16 protein-coding genes and 2 pseudogenes are annotated in these 21,553 nt (G+C 71.4%); 10 read left to right on the plus strand and 8 right to left on the minus strand.

Going from position 1 to position 21,553, the window contains the following annotated elements:
- Positions 1–6 precede the first annotated feature (6 nt).
- Entirely contained in the window at positions 7–2,253 is a 2,247-nt protein-coding gene (tap, locus tag AC3CH1_RS35665; RefSeq protein ID WP_488466660.1) for a telomere-associated protein Tap, read from the minus strand.
- A gap of 196 nt (positions 2,254–2,449) precedes the next feature.
- Here tap and AC3CH1_RS35670 point away from each other — a divergent pair.
- The 7 genes and pseudogenes from AC3CH1_RS35670 to AC3CH1_RS35700 form a co-directional block, all read left to right on the plus strand.
- Positions 2,450–3,664 (plus strand): annotated as a pseudogene (locus AC3CH1_RS35670) (DEAD/DEAH box helicase family protein); the annotation flags it as partial.
- 308 nt (positions 3,665–3,972) lie between these two features.
- A complete protein-coding gene (locus AC3CH1_RS35675) occupies positions 3,973–4,878 on the plus strand; it encodes a helicase associated domain-containing protein (protein WP_488466661.1) in 906 nt (301 codons plus the stop codon).
- A gap of 315 nt (positions 4,879–5,193) precedes the next feature.
- A pseudogene (locus AC3CH1_RS35680) lies at positions 5,194–5,670 on the plus strand (GmrSD restriction endonuclease domain-containing protein); the annotation flags it as partial.
- Positions 5,671–6,915: 1,245 nt separating this feature from the next.
- Positions 6,916–7,107 carry a hypothetical protein gene (locus AC3CH1_RS35685; RefSeq protein WP_488466662.1) on the plus strand — a complete coding sequence of 64 codons (192 nt, stop codon included), beginning with the start codon at positions 6,916–6,918 and terminating at the stop codon, positions 7,105–7,107.
- Positions 7,095–7,379 carry a hypothetical protein gene (locus tag AC3CH1_RS35690; RefSeq protein WP_488466663.1) on the plus strand — a complete coding sequence of 95 codons (285 nt, stop codon included), beginning with the start codon at positions 7,095–7,097 and terminating at the stop codon, positions 7,377–7,379. Before AC3CH1_RS35685 ends, AC3CH1_RS35690 begins: the two co-directional genes overlap by 13 nt.
- A 42-nt stretch (positions 7,380–7,421) precedes the next feature.
- Entirely contained in the window at positions 7,422–7,931 is a 510-nt protein-coding gene (locus tag AC3CH1_RS35695; protein WP_488466664.1) for a hypothetical protein, read from the plus strand.
- A gap of 67 nt (positions 7,932–7,998) precedes the next feature.
- Positions 7,999–8,805: a DUF6042 family protein gene (locus AC3CH1_RS35700; protein WP_488466665.1), complete on the plus strand. Its 807-nt coding sequence runs from the start codon at positions 7,999–8,001 to the stop codon at positions 8,803–8,805.
- A gap of 91 nt (positions 8,806–8,896) precedes the next feature.
- Here the strand turns inward: AC3CH1_RS35700 and AC3CH1_RS35705 are convergent, their stop codons facing one another.
- Positions 8,897–9,571 (minus strand): class I SAM-dependent DNA methyltransferase, encoded by a 675-nt coding sequence (locus AC3CH1_RS35705; protein WP_488466666.1) that lies wholly within the window; start codon positions 9,569–9,571, stop codon positions 8,897–8,899.
- A 161-nt stretch (positions 9,572–9,732) separates the two neighbouring features.
- A complete protein-coding gene (locus AC3CH1_RS35710) occupies positions 9,733–10,173 on the minus strand; it encodes a glycine-rich domain-containing protein (protein ID WP_488466667.1) in 441 nt (146 codons plus the stop codon).
- Between the two features lie 198 nt (positions 10,174–10,371).
- On the opposite strand from AC3CH1_RS35710, the gene AC3CH1_RS35715 reads away from it, so the two are divergent.
- On the plus strand, positions 10,372–11,664 hold the full coding sequence (locus AC3CH1_RS35715; protein ID WP_488466668.1) for a helix-turn-helix domain-containing protein: 1,293 nt from the start codon (positions 10,372–10,374) through the stop codon (positions 11,662–11,664).
- A gap of 315 nt (positions 11,665–11,979) precedes the next feature.
- Here AC3CH1_RS35715 and AC3CH1_RS35720 read toward each other — a convergent pair whose 3' ends face one another.
- The 4 genes from AC3CH1_RS35720 to AC3CH1_RS35735 all read right to left on the minus strand — a co-directional run bounded on the left by AC3CH1_RS35720 (position 11,980) and on the right by AC3CH1_RS35735 (position 15,720).
- Complete coding sequence (locus tag AC3CH1_RS35720; protein ID WP_488466669.1) at positions 11,980–13,014, minus strand: DUF4238 domain-containing protein; 1,035 nt, start codon at positions 13,012–13,014, stop codon at positions 11,980–11,982.
- An 8-nt stretch (positions 13,015–13,022) separates the two neighbouring features.
- Positions 13,023–14,513 carry a hypothetical protein gene (locus tag AC3CH1_RS35725; protein WP_488466670.1) on the minus strand — a complete coding sequence of 497 codons (1,491 nt, stop codon included), beginning with the start codon at positions 14,511–14,513 and terminating at the stop codon, positions 13,023–13,025.
- Between the two features lie 65 nt (positions 14,514–14,578).
- Positions 14,579–15,502, minus strand: a complete 924-nt coding sequence (locus AC3CH1_RS35730) for a hypothetical protein (RefSeq protein ID WP_488466671.1) — start codon at positions 15,500–15,502, stop codon at positions 14,579–14,581.
- On the minus strand, positions 15,481–15,720 hold the full coding sequence (locus tag AC3CH1_RS35735; RefSeq protein ID WP_488466672.1) for a hypothetical protein: 240 nt from the start codon (positions 15,718–15,720) through the stop codon (positions 15,481–15,483). Before AC3CH1_RS35735 ends, AC3CH1_RS35730 begins: the two co-directional genes overlap by 22 nt.
- A gap of 272 nt (positions 15,721–15,992) precedes the next feature.
- Between AC3CH1_RS35735 and AC3CH1_RS35740 the strand changes: the two genes are divergently transcribed.
- Positions 15,993–16,538 carry a hypothetical protein gene (locus AC3CH1_RS35740; protein WP_488466673.1) on the plus strand — a complete coding sequence of 182 codons (546 nt, stop codon included), beginning with the start codon at positions 15,993–15,995 and terminating at the stop codon, positions 16,536–16,538.
- A 306-nt stretch (positions 16,539–16,844) separates the two neighbouring features.
- Here the strand turns inward: AC3CH1_RS35740 and AC3CH1_RS35745 are convergent, their stop codons facing one another.
- On the minus strand, positions 16,845–17,246 hold the full coding sequence (locus tag AC3CH1_RS35745; protein ID WP_488466674.1) for a hypothetical protein: 402 nt from the start codon (positions 17,244–17,246) through the stop codon (positions 16,845–16,847).
- Positions 17,247–17,538: 292 nt separating this feature from the next.
- Here AC3CH1_RS35745 and AC3CH1_RS35750 point away from each other — a divergent pair, with 292 nt between their 5' ends.
- Positions 17,539–21,228: a hypothetical protein gene (locus AC3CH1_RS35750; RefSeq protein ID WP_488466823.1), complete on the plus strand. Its 3,690-nt coding sequence runs from the start codon at positions 17,539–17,541 to the stop codon at positions 21,226–21,228.
- Positions 21,229–21,553 lie beyond the last annotated feature (325 nt).

Genomic DNA, 21,553 nt, shown 5'->3' on the forward strand with positions numbered 1-21,553 from the left:
CGCTCCCTATTCTCCGGTGTCCCGGGCGGTGACCTCGCCGGTCTTGATGTACCGGGCGAGGTTGGCGACCTTGCCTTCCGCGCCGAGCTGCTCCAGCACCCCAACACCCCACAGCACGTCCTGGGTGCCCTCGTGCTTGACCATGCCGGGGGAGACGCCGAGGCGGAATGACCCGGGCACGGTCTTGCCGTCCTTGTCGTAGGGCAGGACGTCCAGGGGGCTGGGGCCGTCGGCGGTGTAGACGGCGCAGTCGGAGAGGACCGCGACGGGGTAGCGGCCGGTGGCGGCGGCGAGGGCGAGCATCTTGCGGTGCATGTTGACGCGGGCCCGGGAGATGACGGTGGCCCGGATGTCGGGGCGCCACGTCGGCCGGGCCAGTGCCGGCCACGCCTGCCCCGGCACCCAGTTTCCGCCGCGGGCCTTCTCCTGCAGCTTGCCGATGCCGCCCTTGACGGTCATCTTCACCGCGTCCAGCACGATCCCCAGCTCAGGATCCCGCGCCTTGTGACCGTCCATCGCCTTCAGGAACTCGCCGGGGGTCAGCTTCTCCGCCACCTTGAGGTCGGCCATCGTTGCAACGTAGGCGTCGCGCAGCCGCTTGTACCAGCCGTCAAGGAACCGCCCGCTCCGAGGTCGCAGCCACGCCTCGACCGGGGTGACGTCGTAGCCGAGCTCGACGGCGTACGCCACGGTCGGCGTCGCGTACCAGGCCGGACCCTCAGGCCGTGCGCCGGTCGGGGTGAACGGGCTCGGCAGCAGATCACTGTTGAGCTCGCGCCACTGCTTGGCGACCTTCACTCGGTCCAGGTCGACGTGGGAGAGGTCCACCAGCCACGAGCCCGGCACCGCCGGGTCGAAGACCGGCTGGGTGACGTGCTCGGGTGGTGCGTCCAGGCCGACGACGGCGCCGTTGGCGGCCGCGCCGAACGCCAGGTTCACATCGACGCCGACCAGGTGGCGCTGCATGCACTCCGCGTCGGTCAGGTCCCGCGCCCAGTCGTACGCCTCCTCGAACAACCGCTCCTGGGGCCCGCGGATGTGGAAGCGGGGCAGGTGGGCCAGGACGGGGTGCCCGTCGATCGCCTCGCACGGTGCGGGATCGAGGCCCTGGGTGCCCAGGGAGCCGGGCCGGTGCTCGGAGTGCCGTTTGCCGTCCTGGTCCGGCTCGCTCGCGCGGGTGGGCGGGTTGAGCGCGGTCATCAGCTCCAGCCCGCTCACCGCGGTCGATCCGACCGGCGTCATCACCCGGTGCGCGTACACCCCTAGCACCCGGGCCAGCTCCGCCGGGCCGAGCTTTGCGGCGTGACCCCACGCGCGGTCGTCCAGGGCGTTCCAGGACGGGATACACAGCTGAACACACTGGCGGCGCCCGCCGGAGACGGGGCGGTAGATCCGCGCCCACGGCCCCAGCCCGCGCCGGGTTAGCTGCCACCCCGCCCGCTCCAGCAGCTTGATGACCTTGTGGCTCTCCGGGAGCCGCCCGGCCGACCTTTCCGCGTCCGACAGGGCGGGGGGCAGGCCGTAGCGCTCGCACACCGCTGCGGTCAGGACCAGCAGCGGGTCGGCGTCCTTGCCCGACGGGTGCAGCTTCTCCGCCCCCACCCGCGCCTCGGCCAGGGCCCATTCCACCAGGACGGGAAGGGACTTGGCGGGCACGTCCAGGAGCAGACCGCCGGTGCCGTAGCCGGTCACCTGCCGCCCGTCATCGGCGTCCAGGACGAGCAGCGGACCGTGCTCGAACCGGCTGGACCGTGCGGGCGCGGGAGTACCGGCAGCGGCGGCCTTCGGTGCACCGGGAGGGCGTGAACCGCGTGCCGGGCGCGGTGCGGCGGCCGGCGGGGGAGCGGCTGCGGAGGACTGCGCGGGAACAACCGTTGCCGCGGCGGGCGCGGGCGTCACCTCGCCCGCATCGTCGCGCGCAGACCCGGCCGGCACAGCAGGTTCGGCGGGTGCCACCGCGGCCGGTACCGCCCCCAGCGGGCCGCTCCCCGCGACGGATGAGGTGGCCGCCGGGGCGGGGTAGAGCTGCGCGAGCTGCTGCAGCAGGCGTGCGTACGGCTCCCGCTGGGGCGGGCGGGGTTCGGTCCTGCCCGACTCCCACGCGCCGACGGTCGCCCGCCGAACATCGAGGGCGGTCGCCACCTCTTCGAGGGTGAGCCCGTGGGCCTGCCGCAGGCGCTTTCGCTCGGGGGGCGGGGGCAGCGGCGACCGGGACGCGACGAGCGCGTCAACAGCATCGAACAACTCGGACATGGTGAACCTCCGTCACCACTGTATCTCTGAAACGAACATCAACCGTACAACTTGCGTTCGAATAACGCACATTAGCCGTACTTGGGGGAGTGGTGGTGTTAGCGTGAACCGGCCAGGGCTCTCAAGAAAGACCTGCCGCGCCCCTCAGCGGAGCGCGGCCACCAGCCGCCGCCCGCGCCACCCTCTGGAGTGCTGTATGACCGTGGATGCCGCCACCGCCCCCGGCCCGCCCGGTAAGCGGGCACTCTTCTCCGACCAGGCGGAAGCAGTGTCCCGGGTGGCACGGCATCTGCGCCGCCCGGGGACGCGAGGGCTGTTCGTCTCGGCGACCGGGACGGGCAAGACCCTCGTCTCGATCCGGGTGGCCGACGAACTCCAGGCGCGCCTGGTGCTGTTCGTTGTGCCCACCCTTGACCTGGCCGCCCAGACCGCACTGGCCTGGCGGCGCGACGGCCACACCGAGCACATGGTGATCGTCTCCTCCATGGACGCCGCCGGCCGCGACAACCTGGTGGCCCCCCGCGTCATGTCGAGCAACGACCCCATCACCCTGGCCGCCCTGATGTCGGTGGTGGGGGAGGGAGCAGACCAGATCCCGGCCCTGACGCTGATCTGCACCTACGACTCACTCGACAAGATCCAGGAGACCCGCAACACCGCATATGCGGTGCCGCCGTTCGGCCTGGCGATCATGGACGAGGCGCACCGCATCGCCGGCCGTCCGGACAAGAAGTGGGCCGCCGTCCACGACAACCAGCGCATCCGGGCCGACCGCCGCCTCTACATGACCGCCACCCCGCGTATCTTCGCCGCCCCGGACCTGGCCGAGTCCGCCGACACCACCCGCCCCCGCCGCCGCACCCCTGCCGCCGCCGGCCCGGCGGTCGAGCTGTTCGCCAACTCCATGGACAACGAACAGGTCTACGGCAAAAAGATCTTCGAATATCCGCTGGCCCAGGCGATCGAGGACGGCCGGGCACCGGACTATCGCATCGTGGTACCCACCCTCACCGACGACGACCTGCGCCAACGCATCAACCTCCCCGCACCCGACCCCGACGGCGAGGGCGAGGGACCGGACCAGGCCCTGCGCACCACCGCCCTGCACCTGGCCGTGCTACGCGCCATGGCCGACCACGGCCTGAAGAAGGTGCTCGTCTACTTCAACCTGACCTCCGACGCCCGCCTCTTCGCCCGCGAACTGCCCCACACCCTGCGCCAGCTCGCGGCCACCGCCCCCCACCTCGTCCCCGCCACCCAGCCGGAGACGCTGTTCGTCCACGGCGAGGACACCCCCCAGCAGCGCGAAAAGACCTTCACCCGCTTCGCCCAAGCCACCACCGCGATCCTGACCAACGCACGCCTGGTCGCCGAAGGCGTCGACATCCCCAGCGTCGACGCGATCGTCTTCGCCGACCCCACCCGCAGCGTCATCCGCTGCGTCCAGGCCCTGGGCCGCGCCCTGCGCCTGGACGTATCCGGCAAGACCGCCTCCTCATCGTCCCCGTCTGCCTGCCCCCCGACGCGAGCCCCGAGGACATCCTGGGCACCGCCTACGAGCCGGTGTGGGCGATCGCCTCCGCCCTGGCCAGCCACGACCACCGCATCCTGGAACGCCTGCCCGACAAGGCCAACCGCCTGCCCAAGGAGACCAGCGACGTCATCGAACGCCGCTGGCACTTCGACTTCACCGTCCACCCCGAACGCATCGCCCGGGCCATGGACCTCGTCTCCTTCGACCCCCGAGACCCGGCCACATCCCGCTCCCGCCGCCTCGGACTCGCCGCCGCCCAGGCCTACCACGACCAGTACGGCCACCTCGACGTCCCCGCCGACTACACCGACCCCACCGGCCACACCCTGGGCACCTTCATCACCGCCATGCGCGACGCCCGCAAAGCCGGCCGCCTCGAAGCCGACTGGGTCGCCGAACTCGACGCCCTGGACATGATCTGGGACAAGCACGAAGCCGCCTGGCGCTCCCACCTCACCGCGGCCGCCGACCATCACCGCACCCACGGCCACCTCGCCGTCCCCGCCACCACCCCGCTCGGAGCCTGGCTCGCCGAACAACGCCACCTCGCCACCACCGGCCACTTCGCCCCCGCCCGGATCGACGCCCTCACCGCCATCGACCCTGACTGGCGCCTGCCTCACGGGGCGGACTGGCACCGGAAATACCACCTCCTGCGCACCCACCTTCAAGCAGGCAACGACCCCAAAGCCCTCACAGCAGACACCCGCATCGCGGGGGTCAACATCACCTCCTGGCTCACCCGCCAGTTCACCCGGTGGACCACCCTGCACCCAGGCCAGCGCGACCTGCTCACCGCACTCGGCCTCACCCCCACCACCGGCCCCCTGGCGCCCGCACGCCGTACCCGCCGCACCTGCGCTCAGACCGTGCAGCTCCTGGAACTCTTCCTCCACCGCCACGGCCGCGTCCCGACCGCCCGCGAAACCCTCCGCGTCGACGGCGACACCGTCCAGATCGGCCCCTGGTTCGCCAAGACCCGCACCAAGCACCGCGACAGCCAGCTCCCCGCCGACCAAGCAGCCCTGATCGCCGCCCTCTTCGACGGCGACTGGTGCGCCCCCGACCCCGTCCCGGCCGCCCTGGCGTAACACGCCCCGACCCCAAGCCGTTCCGCCCGCCCCGCAGTGGCAGTGGTGGAACCCACCAAGCGGTCGGTGGCCCCACGGCCGTGAACACGACAGCAGACGTCGGCCTCGCCGACAGAAATGTCAGCACGGCCGACGTCACGCCGTGTTGTGTCCCCCCACGGGTGACACAACACGAAGCCCTTACCGGCCCGCCGCTGCCTCCCGGCGCTTGGGGACCGTGCAGTTGGGGCGGTTGCAGACCTTCTTGTCGCGCTTGACCGCCCTGCAGTACGCGGCGTGTGCCGGGCACCGGTCATCCCCCGCCACCGGGGCATCTCGGCAGATGACGGGTGCAACACGCGCGCGGCGGTGCTCATCTCCGAGGCGGTCATCGCACCGACGGTGGAGGGCGGCTGCAAGCTGACCGGCGGCACATGGATCTCCTACTACGACGGCCAGGAAGTCACCAGCGCCAGCTCCCTGGACATCGACCACATGGTGCCGCTCGCGGAGGCCTGGGACTCCGGTGCCTCCGCCTGGACCGAGGCCCGCCGCGAGGCCTACGCCAACGACCAGGAGGCACACACCTCCCTTGTCGCGGTGACCGCACGCACCAACCGGTCGAAGGCGGACCAGGATCCGACGGACTGGATGCCGCCGTCCCCCGAGGCGCAGTGCCGGTACCTGGGGGAGTGGGTGGCCACCAAGCTCCGCAGGCAGCTCACCGCGGACGACCGCGAGCTGGAGACGCTGAAGGTGTACGCGGACGAGCCGTGCGAGGACACCATCGTCCGCTACGCCCCGGCCGCCTGAACCCTCCCTGCCGTTCGGGGACCAGGCCGGCGTGCGACCGCGCCGCGCGGAGAGTCCACCGATCCACAGGACAGGCAGGGCGCTGCCGCACCGCTCCACGATGCACGCGAGGCAGCGGCCCGCCCGGCAAAGAACTGCGTTCGCCCGGTCCCCCGAAAACGCCGATCCTGAAAAAATCCAGGGAGGGTGAACGGTCAACTTTTCAGCCCATGGAACACACGAAAAATCCAGAATTTCAAAAGTTCACAGAAAGTGGAATCGATGAAACCGAAAACCTGGCCCGCATGGCGAATGTGCGAAGCTGAACACTCGCGCAAATGCGAGTTCGGCGTTTTCTGCCGGACGGCAGATCGAGATTTCGCAGAAAATTTGGATCTCTGAGAACCAAAAAACGGCGCTTCAGGGTGGATTCATCCACCCTGAAGCGCCTAGAATGAGCACAATCTCGGTGCGATTCACGCGCCGGGAGTCATCGGGCCTTCGAAACCTCAGACTCCCGGAGCTCTCCGAGACCGCTGCAGGGCCTGGACCGTCTGCCGTGGTTCAGGCCCCGCGGCCCCTAGAGGTACTGCTGCAGCAGCAGAACCACGTGCTCCTGTACGTACGGCCACAGCCGGATCGAGATCTTGACTCCGCGGTAGAGAACCCTCAGCCCCCGCCCCCGGTGCGCGGGATCTGCGACCCACGGCTTTCGGTGTGAGGTCCCGGACATGAGTCCCGGTGTTCTCTGGCCCGGGACCCATGATGGCTCTGATTCATTTGCTTCGCTTCGGGTCATGCTCGTGCAGCCCTTCCTTTCTGGTATTTGCGGTAAGCGGTATTAGGCTGCTGCGGCCTGGAATAGTCAAGCGGATTGGGGTGTGCGCGTGCTGATTTGAATGCGACTTCCTGCGGAGGGGGGCTTGCCCCCGTCCTTTCGATCGTGTGAGCGAATCCCCGGCCCGCGGCTCATGGGTTACGCATTCGGCTGCCGGAAATCCCCAAACCCGCCGTCCACGTGCGCTCTGGGCCGGGTCCGCGCCAGGCCTCGCACTGTCGCCGTGGCCTCGGTCGGCGGGCCGGTCTCGCGGTGGCAGCGACGCAGCGGCCGACACTGGATGTCCTTATGCTGCGCACTTGCCCAGGACTGTGGGCCGGCTGGCAGAGCGCGGATACGCCCTCCCGCTGTCCGTGTACCTCACTATCCTTGATGCCCAAGAGACGTTACGGCCCGGGCCCGGGCCTCTGCACGAGAGCGGGACGCACGTGACCTCGATCTACCTCTCCTCCGGCAACCCCTGCTGGGTACCGCGGACCGAGGACGACCTCCAAGCCGCGATCGACGGTGGCCTGTTCGAGGAGAACCACCACCTCGACCTCAAGAAGGCCCCGGGCACCAAGAGCGACAACAAGGAACTGGCCCGGGACCTGGCCTCACCTGGCGCGTGCTGGAACTGATCCGGCTGGTCTCCGAGGAGGTCGGCTACCACGGCAACCGGGCGGTCGGAGTCGGCGCGAAGCAGCTGAACGGCCGCCGACGGTACGCCGGGCAGTCACGTTTTCCCGCCAACGACCGCTACAGCGACGACACCTACGAGGAGACCACCGGCACCACCCTGGCCGAACTCCGCGACCAACCGGGCGCCGTCACCCGCCGGCTCCTGTGGCCGCTGCTGCGCTCCCTGGGCTCGGAAGCCCTGTTCGCAGGGGCACTGGGTGACCGGCCCTGACGACAAACCCGGCACCACGGGCCACCGACTCGGTCCGGTGACATGAGGCTCACCGACCTTTGGCCGCTGATGGCCCGCCGCCGGGACGGCGCGCTCAGCTTCGACCGCTTCCGTACCGATCCGATGGTGGCCGCCCTGCGGTGGCCGGACGACGTCCTGGAGCAGTTCCTCTTCGACCACGGCGACAACACCGCCTTCGTCGACGACTACAACGCCATCGACCTGCACACCATCACCTGGCAGCTGGAGACCCTCCCTGCCGCCCACTTCACCGGCATGCCCACCGGAGCCTCCGACGAGGGCTGCATCGAGAACTACGCCAAGAACCCGGTGCACTGGGTCACCGTCCGGCCCCCGCAGGTCGCACGATGCTGGGAGAAGCACGGGACGTGGCTGCGCCCGCCGCTCCTGATCGAGCGGCGTCTTCTGGAGCCGGACGTCGGCGGGCTGCAGGTCCTGGAGGGCCGGACACGCGTGGGGGTGCTACGCGGACGCCTGCGCGAGCACCTGCGCGTCGCCCCCGAACACCGGGCCTGGGTCGACCGCCCATGACCAGACGGGCCTTGTTTCCGTGCGTACGCTGCGGGCGTCCACCCGTTTTCACAGAGAGATACGGATGATGGAGAACCCTTCTGTCGGCCAGTGCCGGGACCTGTCGCTGCACAACGACTGGTTCGTCTCCGGATGGGAGCACGTCCTGCCCCGCCAGGCCCTCGCCCTGACCATGCTGATGGGCACCGCCTCCCAGCGCGGTGTCATCGGCTCCCTGGATGACCTGTTCCAGGAGCTCTTCGACGGCCACTGGGACATGATCGGCGGCGACCTCGACGGTGCCCTCACCTTCACCTGGCACGCTGAGGAGTGGGACTACGAGGAAGCCCCCGAAGGCCGGGAGGCGTGCGAAGCGGAACGGTGGGAGGAGTTCGGCGCCATGCTCACCGCCGCCGGTTATCCGGTGCCCACCACGGTGCGAGACCTCGCCGAGCCCTACCTGACATGGGGCCTGGCCTGCCGCCACGAAACACCCCAGGGAACCCGCTGGTCGATGCCGACCGCCCTGCCGCTCCCCGGCGACCTGCTGCCCTTGGACACCGAACTTACCCGGTGCCTCGACAAGATCCGCTGGGTCATGCGCACCGGCCCCCTCGTCGACGTCCTCGTCAACCACCTGATCGACGCACTGGGTGAACCGCAGGAGATTCTCACCTCCCTGGACCGCCTGGCCGGCGCCACCGGCCAGGACGTCAACGATGCGCGCCTGGCCGTCGCGGAACTCGTCCAGTGCGATGACGCCAAGATCCTGCGCGGACAGGATCCGGCCGACCCCGAGCGCCTGGAACCGCACCACCGCTTCCGCCTGATCATGGACTGGAACCACTTCCACGACACCCGGATCGAGCTCAGCCTCGCCCCCGACGAAGCATGACGCCCCGGGGGCGCAACTGCCAGCCGTGTACTGCCTCTGTCGGCGCCGCCGTGGCCAGACCGGAGGACCGCGGCAGCGAACCCGCTCAGGGTCAGGCCGGGCCGTGGGCGCGTACGAGGAGCGTGCCCAGGCCTTCCCCGCCCGGTGCGGGCAGGACACACGCGTCGACATCGATGAAGCCGTGGCGCTTGAGGAGGTCTGCCCATGCCTGGGGGGTGTACTGCCAGCGCAGCACGGTCAGTTCGCTCTCCCGGCCTTCGAGCCACTTGCCGTGCATCGGCTGCGGCCCGTAGGCACCGGGGGAGGGCTCTGCCTGACTGAAGGCGAAGATCCCGCCGGGCGTGAGGTTCCTGGCGACGAGCGGAAAGAGGAGCTCGGGGTCGGTGAACCACACCGCGCCCCACACCGAGTAGACCGCGTCGAAGGGCGTCGTGCTGGAGGTGAGGTAGTCACAGGCCTCGGCGTGGACGAACTCCAGACCGGGGGTGTCCTTCCACCACCGGCTAGCCCGTTCGACCTGAGCTGCGGAGAGGTCCACGCCGGTCGTGGCGACACCCTGGCGGGCCAGGAACACCGCTTCCCTCCCCTCCGCCGGGCCCAGGTCCAGGGCACGGCGCGGGTGCCCCAGCACCTCGGCTCCGGGCCCGTGGCCGGGGTACTGAGTCCACTCGAACCGGTCCACCACCGGGGCGGGCTGCTCGCCCGCTCCCCGGTAGGGCCTGTAGGTGTCCCAGTACTGGGCCGGGGTGCGGGGCTCGGCTGGCATGACGTTCCTCTGGGGGCGGGGGCGGCCTTCGAACTGGCCACCGTACCCGCGCCGCCCCACTGCCCACCGGCGAACGCCTCCGGCTCACCCTCAGGGGGCCATACGCACCGGGGCCCGGGGACGCTGCGAGCGTCCCCGGGCCCCGGCCGGCCGTTGCTGGCTCAGTGGCAGTTTTCTCCGGGCCGGCAGGGGCCGCACTTGCCGTAGTCCGCCTCCCACAGCTTCCAGTCGACCTCGAAACCGTTGTCGGCGATGATCTGCGCCGTCCGCTCGACGCTTCCGTCGTACTTGAAGTCGATCTCCGGGATGTGCTCCAGGAACCTGCCGTCGAAGTGCCGGTGGCAGAACTCGCGGTAGTTGCGGGTGTCCAGGATGAAGGTGTGCACCGCGATGTCGACGGTGCGGCCGCAGCACATCTCCAGGCCCTGGCCCCACTTGTCGATGGCCGTGATCAGGTTGGAGACGGCGGCGTGGAAGAGACGCGTCGCCATCACCTCGTCGAAGGGGTAGTCGCGCATGAGGAGCTGGACCTCCCGGTCCCAGACCTCGGGGTCCACGTAGTCCCGCGGGTCACGGACCCTGGGTTCGGCGGCTGTCGCCATGCTGTCCTCCCGTGTGTGAGAGGTCCCGCCTCACGCCGGGGCCACACCCCCAGCAAAGCGACCACCCACCCCGCACGGTGATCAACATGCGCCCGGTGCACACCGTTTGCAGACCCTGCACACACCATAGGCACCCCGCCCCACGGCCCCTACCGTGGACAGGCAGACCTGTCGGCTCCTGGCGAGTGGGAGGCCCCTGTGCGCACCGATTCCCTCTGGACGTCCAGCAGGGTCACCACCGCCGTCGCCCGCCAGGACCCCGGCGCCCTCATCCGGATCGCCCGCCAGCACCGCGGCTGGCGTCAGACCGACCTCGCCACACGCATCGGCTGCTCCACCTCCACCGTCTCCCGGCTGGAAACACACCACGGCTACGCCGACCTGACGCTCCTTCGGCACGCCGCCCGCGAGGCGGGCGTCCCGACGGGTGTCCTCGCGGCGTCACTCGGGTTAACCGGGCCACCAGCCGCTACAGTCGTCGCGGACGGGCCACGCCGTGACGAGGAGGACCCCATGCGTCGCCGTACTCTGCTCGCTGCCGCCGGCCTCACGGTCCCCGCCGCCCTGCTGACCGGCGTCCAGGACGCACTCGCCAGCACCCCGGCACCCACCGGCTCGCCCGTCCCGCTGGACAGACGCATCACCACCGCCCGCGGCTACTTCGACGCCGGACAGCACAGCCACCTCCTCAAGGCCCTGCCCGGCCTGCTGGCCGACACCCGTGAAGCCGCCCGCAGCCGCCAGGACCTCGACTTCGCCCGCCTCTCCGCGTGCTACAGCCTCACCGCCCAAGTCCTGACGAAAATCGGCAGATACGACCAGTCCAGGCTCAGCGCCGACCGCGCCACCATCTACGCCGAACTCTCCGGCTCCTCCCTCGCCGCCGCCGCGGCGGCCAGGGAACTGAGCATCGTCCTCCGCCACCAGAACCAGCCGGCCGCCGCCCAACGCCACATCCTCGACGCCGTCACCCGCGTGGAAAAGACCGGACTCCGAACACCGGCCCAGGCCTCGGCCTACGCCCAGATGCTGTGCACCACCTCCTACACCGCAGCCCGCGCCGGCGACCGGGACCAGGCACTCACCATGATCCGCGATGCCACCCGCGCCGCCCGCGACCTCCCGCACAACCCGCCCCAGGGCCGTCTCTTCCCCCTCACCCCCGCCGCCGTCGACCTGTACGCCGTCGGCGTCCACTGGGCCCTCGGCGACGCCGGCGCCGCCCTCGAAGCCGGACGTGGCCTGCACGAGGACCAGTTCACCACCCCGGAGCGCAAGGCCCGCATGCACACCGACCTCGCCCGGGCCTGGTGGCAGTGGGGCAAACCCGAACAGACAGCCGCCGAACTGCTCAGCGCCCTGCGGGCATCACCGGGCGAAGTTCGCGACCGCCCCGCCATCCGCACCATCGTCACCGAACTGCGCACACGGCACGCCCAGGCAGCAGGAGTACGGGAACTGGCCGCGTCCGTCGGCACCACAGCCGCCTGAGGACGCGACAAGAGGCCCTTCGGTACACGAAAGGCGGAGCTGCGCCGCACGACGACGGCGAAGATCCGGGAGAGGGGAGACGCTGACCGGGTGCGAAGGCTGTGCGGGCCGGTGATGGGACCGGCTGACGGGCTGCGCTCTTCCCAGGGCCCGGTCGTGGTTGACGGACATGGTCGTGATCCGCGTACGTGAGCAGCCGCTGCCCACCATCACCCCCACCGGGCGCCGTTCATTCACCTGCAGCCCGGGTGACGTAGGTGCTGCTACGCGTCGCCCTGGCTCGGATCTTTCTGATGAGTTCAGCCTCGGCGCGCGTCACTCCAAGGGGCTTTGGCTGATCAGCGGGGTGTGGGTGAACTGGTCCAGGAGGGCGCGCAGCTCGCTGCGGCGGATCTCGGGATGGGCTGGTGCGGGGCCGGGCCGCTGCTGCGTGGGTACTGCTGTCAGCCGTGGCGGCCGGACTTCCAGCGGGGCGCCGGGAAGCTGCAGCCGGGCGGGCCAGGGCATGGACGGGGGCCGGTAGACGGCGTCCTGGCACCAGGCTGCTGCCCCGGCGTTGGCCTTGGCGGCGATCTTGCGGGTGAGGCCCTGCTGGGGCCGGTAGTGCGCGCGGGGTGTGGAGATGAGCAGGCACGTCGGTGACAGCGGAGCGAAGACCTCGGCCGTCTCGGGCAGCAGTGGGGGAGTGAGGTCAAAGGTGCCGTCCTTGCGGCGCAAGGCCACGCCGCTGTCGCCCAGGACCAGCAACGGCTCCGCCGAACGCAGCACCACCAGGCGACGGCCCGGGACGGTGAGGAGGTCGCGGGTGCGCTCGGAGGCGCGGATCATGGCGCGCAGCGCCGAGCGCGGGTCAGCGACCACCGAAGGGCCGGGAGCCGTCCGTACGGCCGTCCAGAACACCTCCATCCGCTCCACGTCCGACAGCGGCCGCCTCAGCCGCTCCTCGCAGAAACCCACTGCCTCCGAAGCCCACAAAGCTGGGAAGAGCAGCCGGCCGACCTGCTCGTCGAAGGACCTGAACGCCTGCGTGCGCACCACCTGCCAGGCCAGCGCGTCCAGCACGAGAGCATGCTGCGCCCCGTCCAGCGGCCACCGTCCCTCACGCACGGCGCGCAGAACCGGCGCGCACGGGCCGTCGACATGGTGGTCCAGGTAGGTCTCCAACGCCACACGCCGCTCGCCCTCCGCGAGGGGGTCGGTGTTGAAGTCCCGAGCCACCGCCGCGCGCCTCACGGGAGTGCGATGCTCCGCGCCGCTGCGCCTCCGCCCCAGTACGTGTCCGTCCTCAGCGAAGGCCCGCAGCCAGTACTTCGGCACCAGGTGGTGTTCCCGGGAAGTGTTCGCCCCCATCCCTCCCCCTACCGTGCCGCACCGGCGAACTCGGCCGGCACCTGTTCCGCTGCGCCGCAGCTCCAGGGGTAGCTGCTCCACCCGGCGTCCAGGACAGGATTGCGGGCATGGTCGTGCCCCGACAACGCCTCACGCAGGGCGTAGGTGGAGCGCCGGGCGTCGGCATCCCGCTCCAGCAGGAGCCGGCCGACAGGGGTGTCGGTGATGGTGACCATGTCCTCCAGTTCACCGATGCTGCACACCGTCACGGGAACCGTGGTGGCCGGCAGAAGCGGCCGCTGCATGGGGGCGTTGACGATGTGGAACGGCTCCATCGTCACGATCAACCCGTGCACGGGCCGGTCGGTGGGCACCCCGGCGAACTCCTTGCGCCCGCTCGCGATCAGAACGGCGGTGTTGTCGATCTGCTCATAGGCGCGCCCGAGCATGCGCTGCAGCTCCTTGACCCGGCTCTCGGTGGCCAGCCGCAGACGCGCGGTGGGCCGCACGGACTTCACCTCCACCAGCAGCACCAGTTCCTCAGTGACGACGATCCAGTCGACGCTGAGCGACCGGTTCTGGCCGTAGGTGATCTCAGGGAGGACCGTCGCTTCGGGCAGCAGCCCGAGCTGGCGGCCGACGTAGGCCTCGAACAGGTCGCCCAGGTCCTGCGCGAAGGCATTACCGAACCGGGCGACGCCGGTGTAGTAGATGCCCAGCGGGCTCGCCTTGGCCGGGACCAGCTGGCTGACCGGTGCGAGCATGCCCGGGCCGTAGCCCTTGACCAGGGGCGTGGTGCGCAGCGGGTTGTACTCGTAGCGCCGCAGGAGCGGATCGGTGGTCACCTGGGCCCGTTCGTTGGCCTGCTGGAAGGCGGCTGTATCGGTCACGAAGTGTTTCTCGGCCACGGACAGGATGGTCGTGGCAGGGATCTCCGCGCAGATCCGCTCGGCACCGGATGCCTCCAAGGACGTCGGATCGAACCGGCCGGCGCAGTTGATCGCCGATGCCCACAACAGCTGGGCGATGCCGACGTAGTGCGACAGACTGGTGCCTAGCAACTCCTCTTCCCAGCCCGGACGCAGGCACCGGGCCTCCCGCGTGCCTGTCGTCTGCGTGAGCATCGCCGCGGCACGCGCCAGCTCCCGGCCCACCGGCTCCTGGTAGATCATCTGCTCCCCGGCGGCGCGCAGCATGAATCGGGCCAGAGCGTCCCCGTCGTTGTCGTGGTCGTAGAGGTAGGGCTCCTCCAGCTGCGAGTGCATGTCCAAGATCCGCAGGAGGTCCGCTTCGCTCGCGTCCTTGCGGTACTCGTTCCCGCACGCCAGCGACACCCGGGCAGCGTCAGCCAGAGCCCACGGCAGATACTTGCGATACGGGCTCTCCTGCCACGACGACGGCAGCGCATAGGTTGCCGACGCCTTTGCGATCAGCGGCAACAGGGCACTGGGCCGATGCCTGCGAACCCGCGCCACATAATCCCGATCCCGTACCGCCCGACTGCCTGCTGCCCACGTCATGCGCTCAAGGATCCCGCACCCGTATATGCGCTGTCCTGCCCATTACCGCCCCGCCCCACCCTTCGTCACTTCTCCGGACAAGTCCGAGCCACGTAGCCGTTCAGCTCGGCGCGCAGGTCCCGGCCCGCCCCGGCCACGGACTGACGCTGCAGGGCCACGAGCTCGTCCGCACTGAGGCCATCCACCCACGCCACCCACCGCCGCTGCTCCGCCTCTTCCTCGTCACGCAACTGCTGGTCGTACGGGTCGAGCTCTACCTCCCTCTCCTTCTCCTCCTCCTCGGTGATGCCTCTGAACCGGCGCCGCTTCTCATCCTGCTCACAGCGATCCTCACGTTCCTCCTCGGCCCGCTCGACGACGTCGCACGGGTAGACCGCGGGCGGCCGGGGCCCGGCAGTGATCCTCCGGTGCGCGGCGAGCAGGGCGTCGGTGGTCGCCGGGCTGGCATCCAAGGCCGCAGCGAGCGCGGCGAACTGTTCGACCGTGGGGTGCTGCCCGTTGAGAAGGTTGTTGATCGTGCTCTTCGACAGCCGCCCGGCCGCTCCGGGGGACGCGGCCAGCGCACGTACCGAGGGCTTTCCGGCCTCCAGGTGAAGGCGGTTGAGGGCCTTCGTCAAACCGGTCCAGGTTCTGACACGCCCCGGGATGTAGACAGGCGCGGGCCAGGTCATGGCCGGAACCGGAGCAGCCCGCCGCGCCGCCTCACGAAGCCTCAGACCTCTCTTCTCCAGAGCCCCGCGGGCATGGTTGTCGGCTGCCGCTCTGCTGCCCCATGCGTAGGCCCTGACCGTCTGCTCGGTGGGCAGACCCTCCTGCAAAGCCCGGCGCAGCGTCCGCTCGGCCACCGCCTGGCCGAACTGCGCGGCCCAGAAGGCGAGACGGGGGAAGGCCAACTCCCCCTTGACCTCACGCATCCACGCACGCAACGCGTCCAGCTCGGCCCACGTGCCCGGACGGGCCGAGCGGCTCACCGGCTTCCGCCGGTACATGAGCCGAGCAGACAGCCGAGCCGGCCGGGCACCAGCAGCGCCCCGGCCGCCGCGGCGAGCGCGAACAGGACGGCGGGCACCGGCCGCTGGAGCACGGAGAGGACCGTCACGGCGGCCACCACCGAGACCACGACCAGCGCCTCACCCGTGCCGACGCGCCCGCACACCCTCTCGGTGACGGAGGGCGGCCCGGACAGCGGGGGACAGGAACAAGACATGGAGGCACCTCGAAATCGTCAGCGGGGCATGCGCAGTGCGGAGCGAGAACCACTCCGGCGGTGCCACCGATCGTCCCAGCGCCCCCGGATACCGCGCGACCTGCTCACCAAAGCCCCCCGCAAGGCGTACCTTCCCGCCCGGTCGCCAAGCACAGGTCAGCCGCAGTGAGGTCACTTTTATGTCCACGCCCCTCTCGCTGCCGCCTGACCCCACAGACCAAGAAACTCACCCATGCCCGCGACCAAAAGGCCTGTCCGACTGCGCTGCCCCCATGTCCGTCATACCGGCCCTCTTCCGCGCAGCCGAGACTGATCACCCGGCCATCGCACAGTGGTGCTCCACCATCCTGGCCGGCGACACCGCCCGCCTCCTGCTCCTGGGACCGCACTGGTCCGGCAAAACACACACCGCCTACGCCGCGCTGCGCCGACTGACGGCTGCCGGATACCGCGAGGCGGACATCACTGTCCACCGAGCCCTTGACCTCAAGAGCACCTACGAGCCCGGCATGATCGAGAACACCACAGCGGTCACGGTCATCGACGACGTGACGCTCTCCGTCGACCTGGTGCGTGAGGCCGCACGGCCACTGCAATCCGACCCTGCGGATGTTCAGGCGATGATGGCACTGGAGGCCGGCGCCCTGGCAGACGCCATCGCCCGCCTGAGCCTACTGCCGCGCCGCTCCTGGCTCCTGATCGCCTCAAGCACCGAACGGCTCAGCGAAGCAGTCGGCCAGGAGACCACTGACCGCCTCCTCGCCGTAGCCGATCTGGCCGAACTGCACCAACGCCCCCGGCCGACCCAGAACTGGTAGCCGTCGAGCGGGGCCCACATCGGCCGTCACCGTCTCGGTGACGGCCCGACGCTTCCCTCGTTCACGTTCAAACGGACCCCGGCTCGTAGGGCTGCCCCCCTCGCCTGGGGACCGCTTCGGCCGATACTTGCGAGGCCCGCCGAGGCGGCCAGGCCGTACGCGGTGGTGATGGGGCCGGCTGGCGGGCTGCGCCCTTGGCCCTCAACATGCCTGGACGCCGGTGGGGCCGTAACCACCCCGTGCAGACCGGGGAGGCTGCTTCTCATCGGTGCTGGTGGCCCCGATCCGGCCCCCATCGCCAGGATCCTAAGAGACGCCTCTGACGGTGAGTTGCCGGAGGAAGCGCTTCTCCTTGCGCTTGCGCAGTATTTGGTACCAGCGGGCGTTGTAGGAGAGCTCTTCTCGGCAGGTGTCCAGGAACGTCTTCTGGGCGGCAACAACGGCCTCGGCCTGTAGCTGGAAGCGGTCCGCCTTTCTCTCGTTCAGGTCCAGGTCGCCGGCGGCCGTGACGAGGTTCTCGGCGGCGTCGATGACCTGGACGCTGCCGCACAGGCGAACACCGTTGAGCGCACTGATCAGGTCGCTGCTGATCTCCCACATCGCGGGCATCTGCGCAGTGAGCAGCTTGTACGAGGCCCGTCCTGCTTCGCGGCGCAGGTTGGCGAACTGGTAGCTGTAGGCGAAGGAGCGGGTCGAGGCGTCCAGCATCCGCCGGTACGCGCCTGCCCGGTCCTCCCTGCTGCCGAGCCGGGGGATACCCGTAGGCCGGTAACGGCCTATCAGGGCACCGAGCGGACCACCAGCAGCCTTGATACCTGCTGAGGCCACACCAGAAGCGATCAAATCCATGCTCGGGGTTCTATCACCTACGCCGCACGCGTGAGCGGCCGCGCGCCCGGCCCTGCCGCGGCCGCCCCCGCCGCCCGTGCCTGGGCGCCGGGCGGTTCACCAGGTTCGCCTCCGGGCGCCGGGTCGTTTGTCCTACGGTGCACCGGTGAACATGGAGATGCTGCCGGGTGGCGGAGCACGGTCCGTACGGGAACTGCCAGTGCTGGATGAGGTCTTGGCCGCTGCGCTGCGGGCGCAGGGCGAGGGCGGTGTTCGGGCGCTGGGGCTGCTGCGGGACGCGCACCGGATCCTGTCCAGCGACAGCGGCTTGGAGAGCCCCGGGGAGATCGTCGAGGCGTGCGTACGCAGCGCGGCCGACGCCTTGCTGAAACTGCCCGGGGCCCCGAAGAACCCGGCCGGCTTGCAGTCGGCGGCGACGGGCCTGCTGGCGGCGGTGGACGTCTTCGGGTCGCCGCACGCCGGGAGTACGGCCCCTGGGCGCCAAGCCCCGGCGGGCAGCCCGGACTGGGAGCCGGTCGCGGAGGCGGCCGAGGTGCTGCGCGGCGAGATCCAGAGCCCCGGCGGCCATAGGCGCCGTCAGGCGCGGGGGATCGCCGAGCGGCTGACGGGTCTGCGGCTGGGGGCCGCGCAGGACAAAGCCCTGGACACGTGGGGGGCTCTGTACTCGAAGGCGTCGGGCACCCTGCACGGCGCCGGTGCCGAGGGGGCCCGGCCTGCTCGCCTGTACACCGAACTCCTGTACGCGGCACGCGAGTTGCTGGTGCCGCTGCCCGGCCGCGCTGCCCGGGTTCTGGAGCTCACTGCCCTCACCGACCCCGGCCCGGACGACGCGGCGGAGCTGGCCCGGTGGACGGACCCGAGGGCGGAGGCATTCTTCTTCCGCTCCGGCCCGTCCCCGGCCTGGCTGGGCGTACTGGACGAGCACGCCGGGCACCTGCTCCTCACCGACGAGGAGAACGGCGTGTGGCCAGCCGCCCCGTTCCTCGAGCACCTGAACGCCACCGCCCCGGACACCGCCCGCCCGTGGCTGGCCGCCCACGCCGGGCAGCTCGCCGCCGGCGGCCCGGCCGTACTGGACGCGCTGCTGCGCCTGGCCCTGGCCGGCGCGCTCACCCCGGCCGCTGTCCGCTCGCTGCTCCCGCACATCACCGCGCCGCCCCTGCCCGGGGCCCCGGCCGGACAGGGCGGGTTCGCGCTCCGGCTCGCGGCCCGCTGGGCACGCACCCTCCCGGTGGCGGCCCGCGACGGGGACTGGGTGGTGGTGGCCGAGACGCTGCTGACGGACGCGGTGGACGCCGAGCACACCGGCCACCTGGCCCTGCAGGCGGTGCTGGAGCGCGCGCACGCCGCCCAGGACGCCGCGACAACCGGCCCCGCACCGGGGGCCGGTGCCGAGCGCGCCGCGGCCCAGGCTGATGTGGAGATGGAGGAGGCGATCGCCCGGCAGAGCGCCGACCGCTTGCCCGGCCACGACGTCGCGGGCCTGCTGCAGCAGTTGGTGGCGACTGTCCACCCCGCCGCCGGGGGAGGCCCCTTCCGGTGGGCCCGTGCTGTACGCGGCGCGGTGGCGGGGCTGCTGCGCCGCGACGTCGAGGCGACCTCATACGCAGCCCGGCAGCTGGTCTTCGACGTCGACCTCGCCGAGGTTCGCCTCGGCGACTCGGCCGCCTTCACCGGCCCGGTGTTGGCCCGCACCGTCCTCGACCTCGCGGCGGCGGACGCCGCGGCAGGCCTCCCGATTGCCGAGCGGCTGCGGGCGTGGTCCCGGATCGAACAGGCCGACGCGCACCTACACGCCCGCCTCCTCGCCGCACACCTGGCCGCCCACCCGCCCCACACCCCGGACCCGCACACCGCTCCAGACCCGGGTGCCCCCGCCCTTGCCCTCGCCGAAGCGCCGGGAGGGAAAACAGGGAAGTGGTGGGATCTGGCGCTGGAGACCACGGAGCGGCTGCTGACCGGCCGCCCCACTCCGGAGGGCGCCCGACTGGCCGACCTGGTCCTCACCACCTGCCCGCCCGAGCGCGCCGAAAGCCTTCAGCGGCGGGCCCGGGAGGCGCTCGGCCCCACACCCGCAGCCGCCGAGGTAGAGCAAGCCCTGCACGCCGGACCCACCGGGGTCGACGGAACGGTGGAGCCGCTCGCGTCCTGGCTGCGGGTGTGGGACTGGTCCCCGGTGCTCACCGCACCGTTGCTGGAAGGGTTCGGTCCGCTGCTTGCCGCGGTGCGCCGCCTGCGCCCGGCCGGGCCGCCCGACCCGCGCGCCGCCGATCACCTGGTGCCGCTGCGCCGCGCCGTCACCCTCGTCGAGGAGGAGTTGCTGGAGCTGGCCGCCGCGGACGGCCCGCTCGAAGCCGCCGCCGCACTGGCCGCCGTCGAGGACGCCGGCGCCGACGGGTACGCGATCGTGCTGCACCGCCTCGTCGGGGCCGACCCGGCCGCCTGGACCACCGACGTCCCCGCCGTGCTCACTGCCCTGGAACGGGCGGAGCTCGGCGCGTTCTACCTCGCGGCCACCGCGAATGCCGGCCACCGTCCCGGAGCCCTCACGGGCGGGCCGGTCCCGGCCGCACGGGCCGCCCTCGGCCTGCGCCGAACCCTGCCCGCCCCCGCGCCAGGCCAACCGAACCCCACCGTCCTCCTGTTCGCCGACCAGGCGCTGTTCGACCTGCTGACCCTGGTGTGGCGCACCGGCACCGACCTCGCCGAGGACCTCATCCCCGCCTTGGACCACCTGCACGCCCTCGCCACCCCGCTCACCATTCCCGCCGTCCCGCCACCCGCGCCCGGCCCAGGCCCGGACAGCACCGTGCTCGCCGACGCTGCCGGGCCGGACGACGAGAGCGCGGTGCCCGAGCCGACCGGAGACCTGCCCGGCTCGGACCCGGCGGTGCGCGCGCTGGGCTGCCTGCTGGAGTACGCCGCCGCCCAAGTCCGTACCGGCGCCGCAGTTCCCAACGACGTCCTCGACCTGGTGGCCCGAGCCCTGGCCGCGCGCGGCGGCGAGGAGGCGCTCACCACCGCCATCGGGGTGGCCCTGCCGTTTCTGCACCGCCGCGCCGCCGAGTTCACCGATGCCCATCCCAGCCTGTACGTCCTCACGCCGGACCGGCCCACCCCGGCGACCGCATGGCTGCGCTGGTGCGGGTACGACCCGCTGCTGCTCACAGCCCTGGGCCCCAGCCCACTCCTTGACGCCGTACGCGGGAACCTGCCCGGCGCCGACCGGCACCTCGCCCATGCCCTACTCACCCGCACGGGCGACACCGGCGACGTCCTGGGCGACCCACGGGCCGCCTGGACGGAGCTGGCCGCCGCACCTGACGGCGCGCCTGCGGCATCCCGGCTCCTGGCCGCGCTCGCCGCACACACACCGCACCGGACCGGGTCCGGCGACACTCCGCCGGACCCGGCCGCCCACCGCGCCCTGGCAGCGGCAGCACGGTGGTGGACCGCAGCGCTAGACGCCGACCTGCCGCCCGGCGCGCTCGCCGCCGCCGGCGACTTCGCCGACACCGCCCTCGACGACACGGTGTGGCTGCCGCTGGCCCGCCGCAGCGCCGCCCACACCCCGGCCCAGACCCGCGCCGGTGACATCGCAGAACGGGCCGCCGCCCACCCGCGCGACAACGACGCCCTGCTCCTGGCCGCGCACCTGCTCACCCGATCCGCCCTCGCCCCCTGGCACGACATCGAGGTCCGCGCGCACGCCCGCACCCTGCTCCTGGCCGCCGATGCCCAACCCGCCCCCGAACACCCGGCAACCACCGAGCAGCTGCGCCGAGCGCTGGTGGAGGCAGGAGAGGTGGACCTTGCCCGGACGACATCGATGACCAGCTGACCTCACCGGCCCCGGGCCGGCAAGGAGGCGGGTTGTGGCTCGGCCCCGGCGGCGGCCCGCGCTCGGTCCGCCTCCCCGTGCGCCAGCGGGCGAGGAACTGGCCAGGAGACGGGGATGGGTCTACGACTTCGCCGCGTCCCGCTGCGCTCGCTGGTCCCGGAGCCGCGTGCGCTGGCTGACCTCCGCCGGTTCCGCACCTCTCTGGATCCCTGATGCGTTGAGTTGTCGACCGCCCCGATCCTCGGGCGAACTCGGGGCGGGACCGTCGACTCTCGGGAACCGTCTCTGCTGCGTGGGCGAGCGCTTCCCGGCCGGTTCCGCGCGG

The sequence above is a fragment of the Streptomyces sp. MGP-P1 genome (assembly GCF_057766565.1).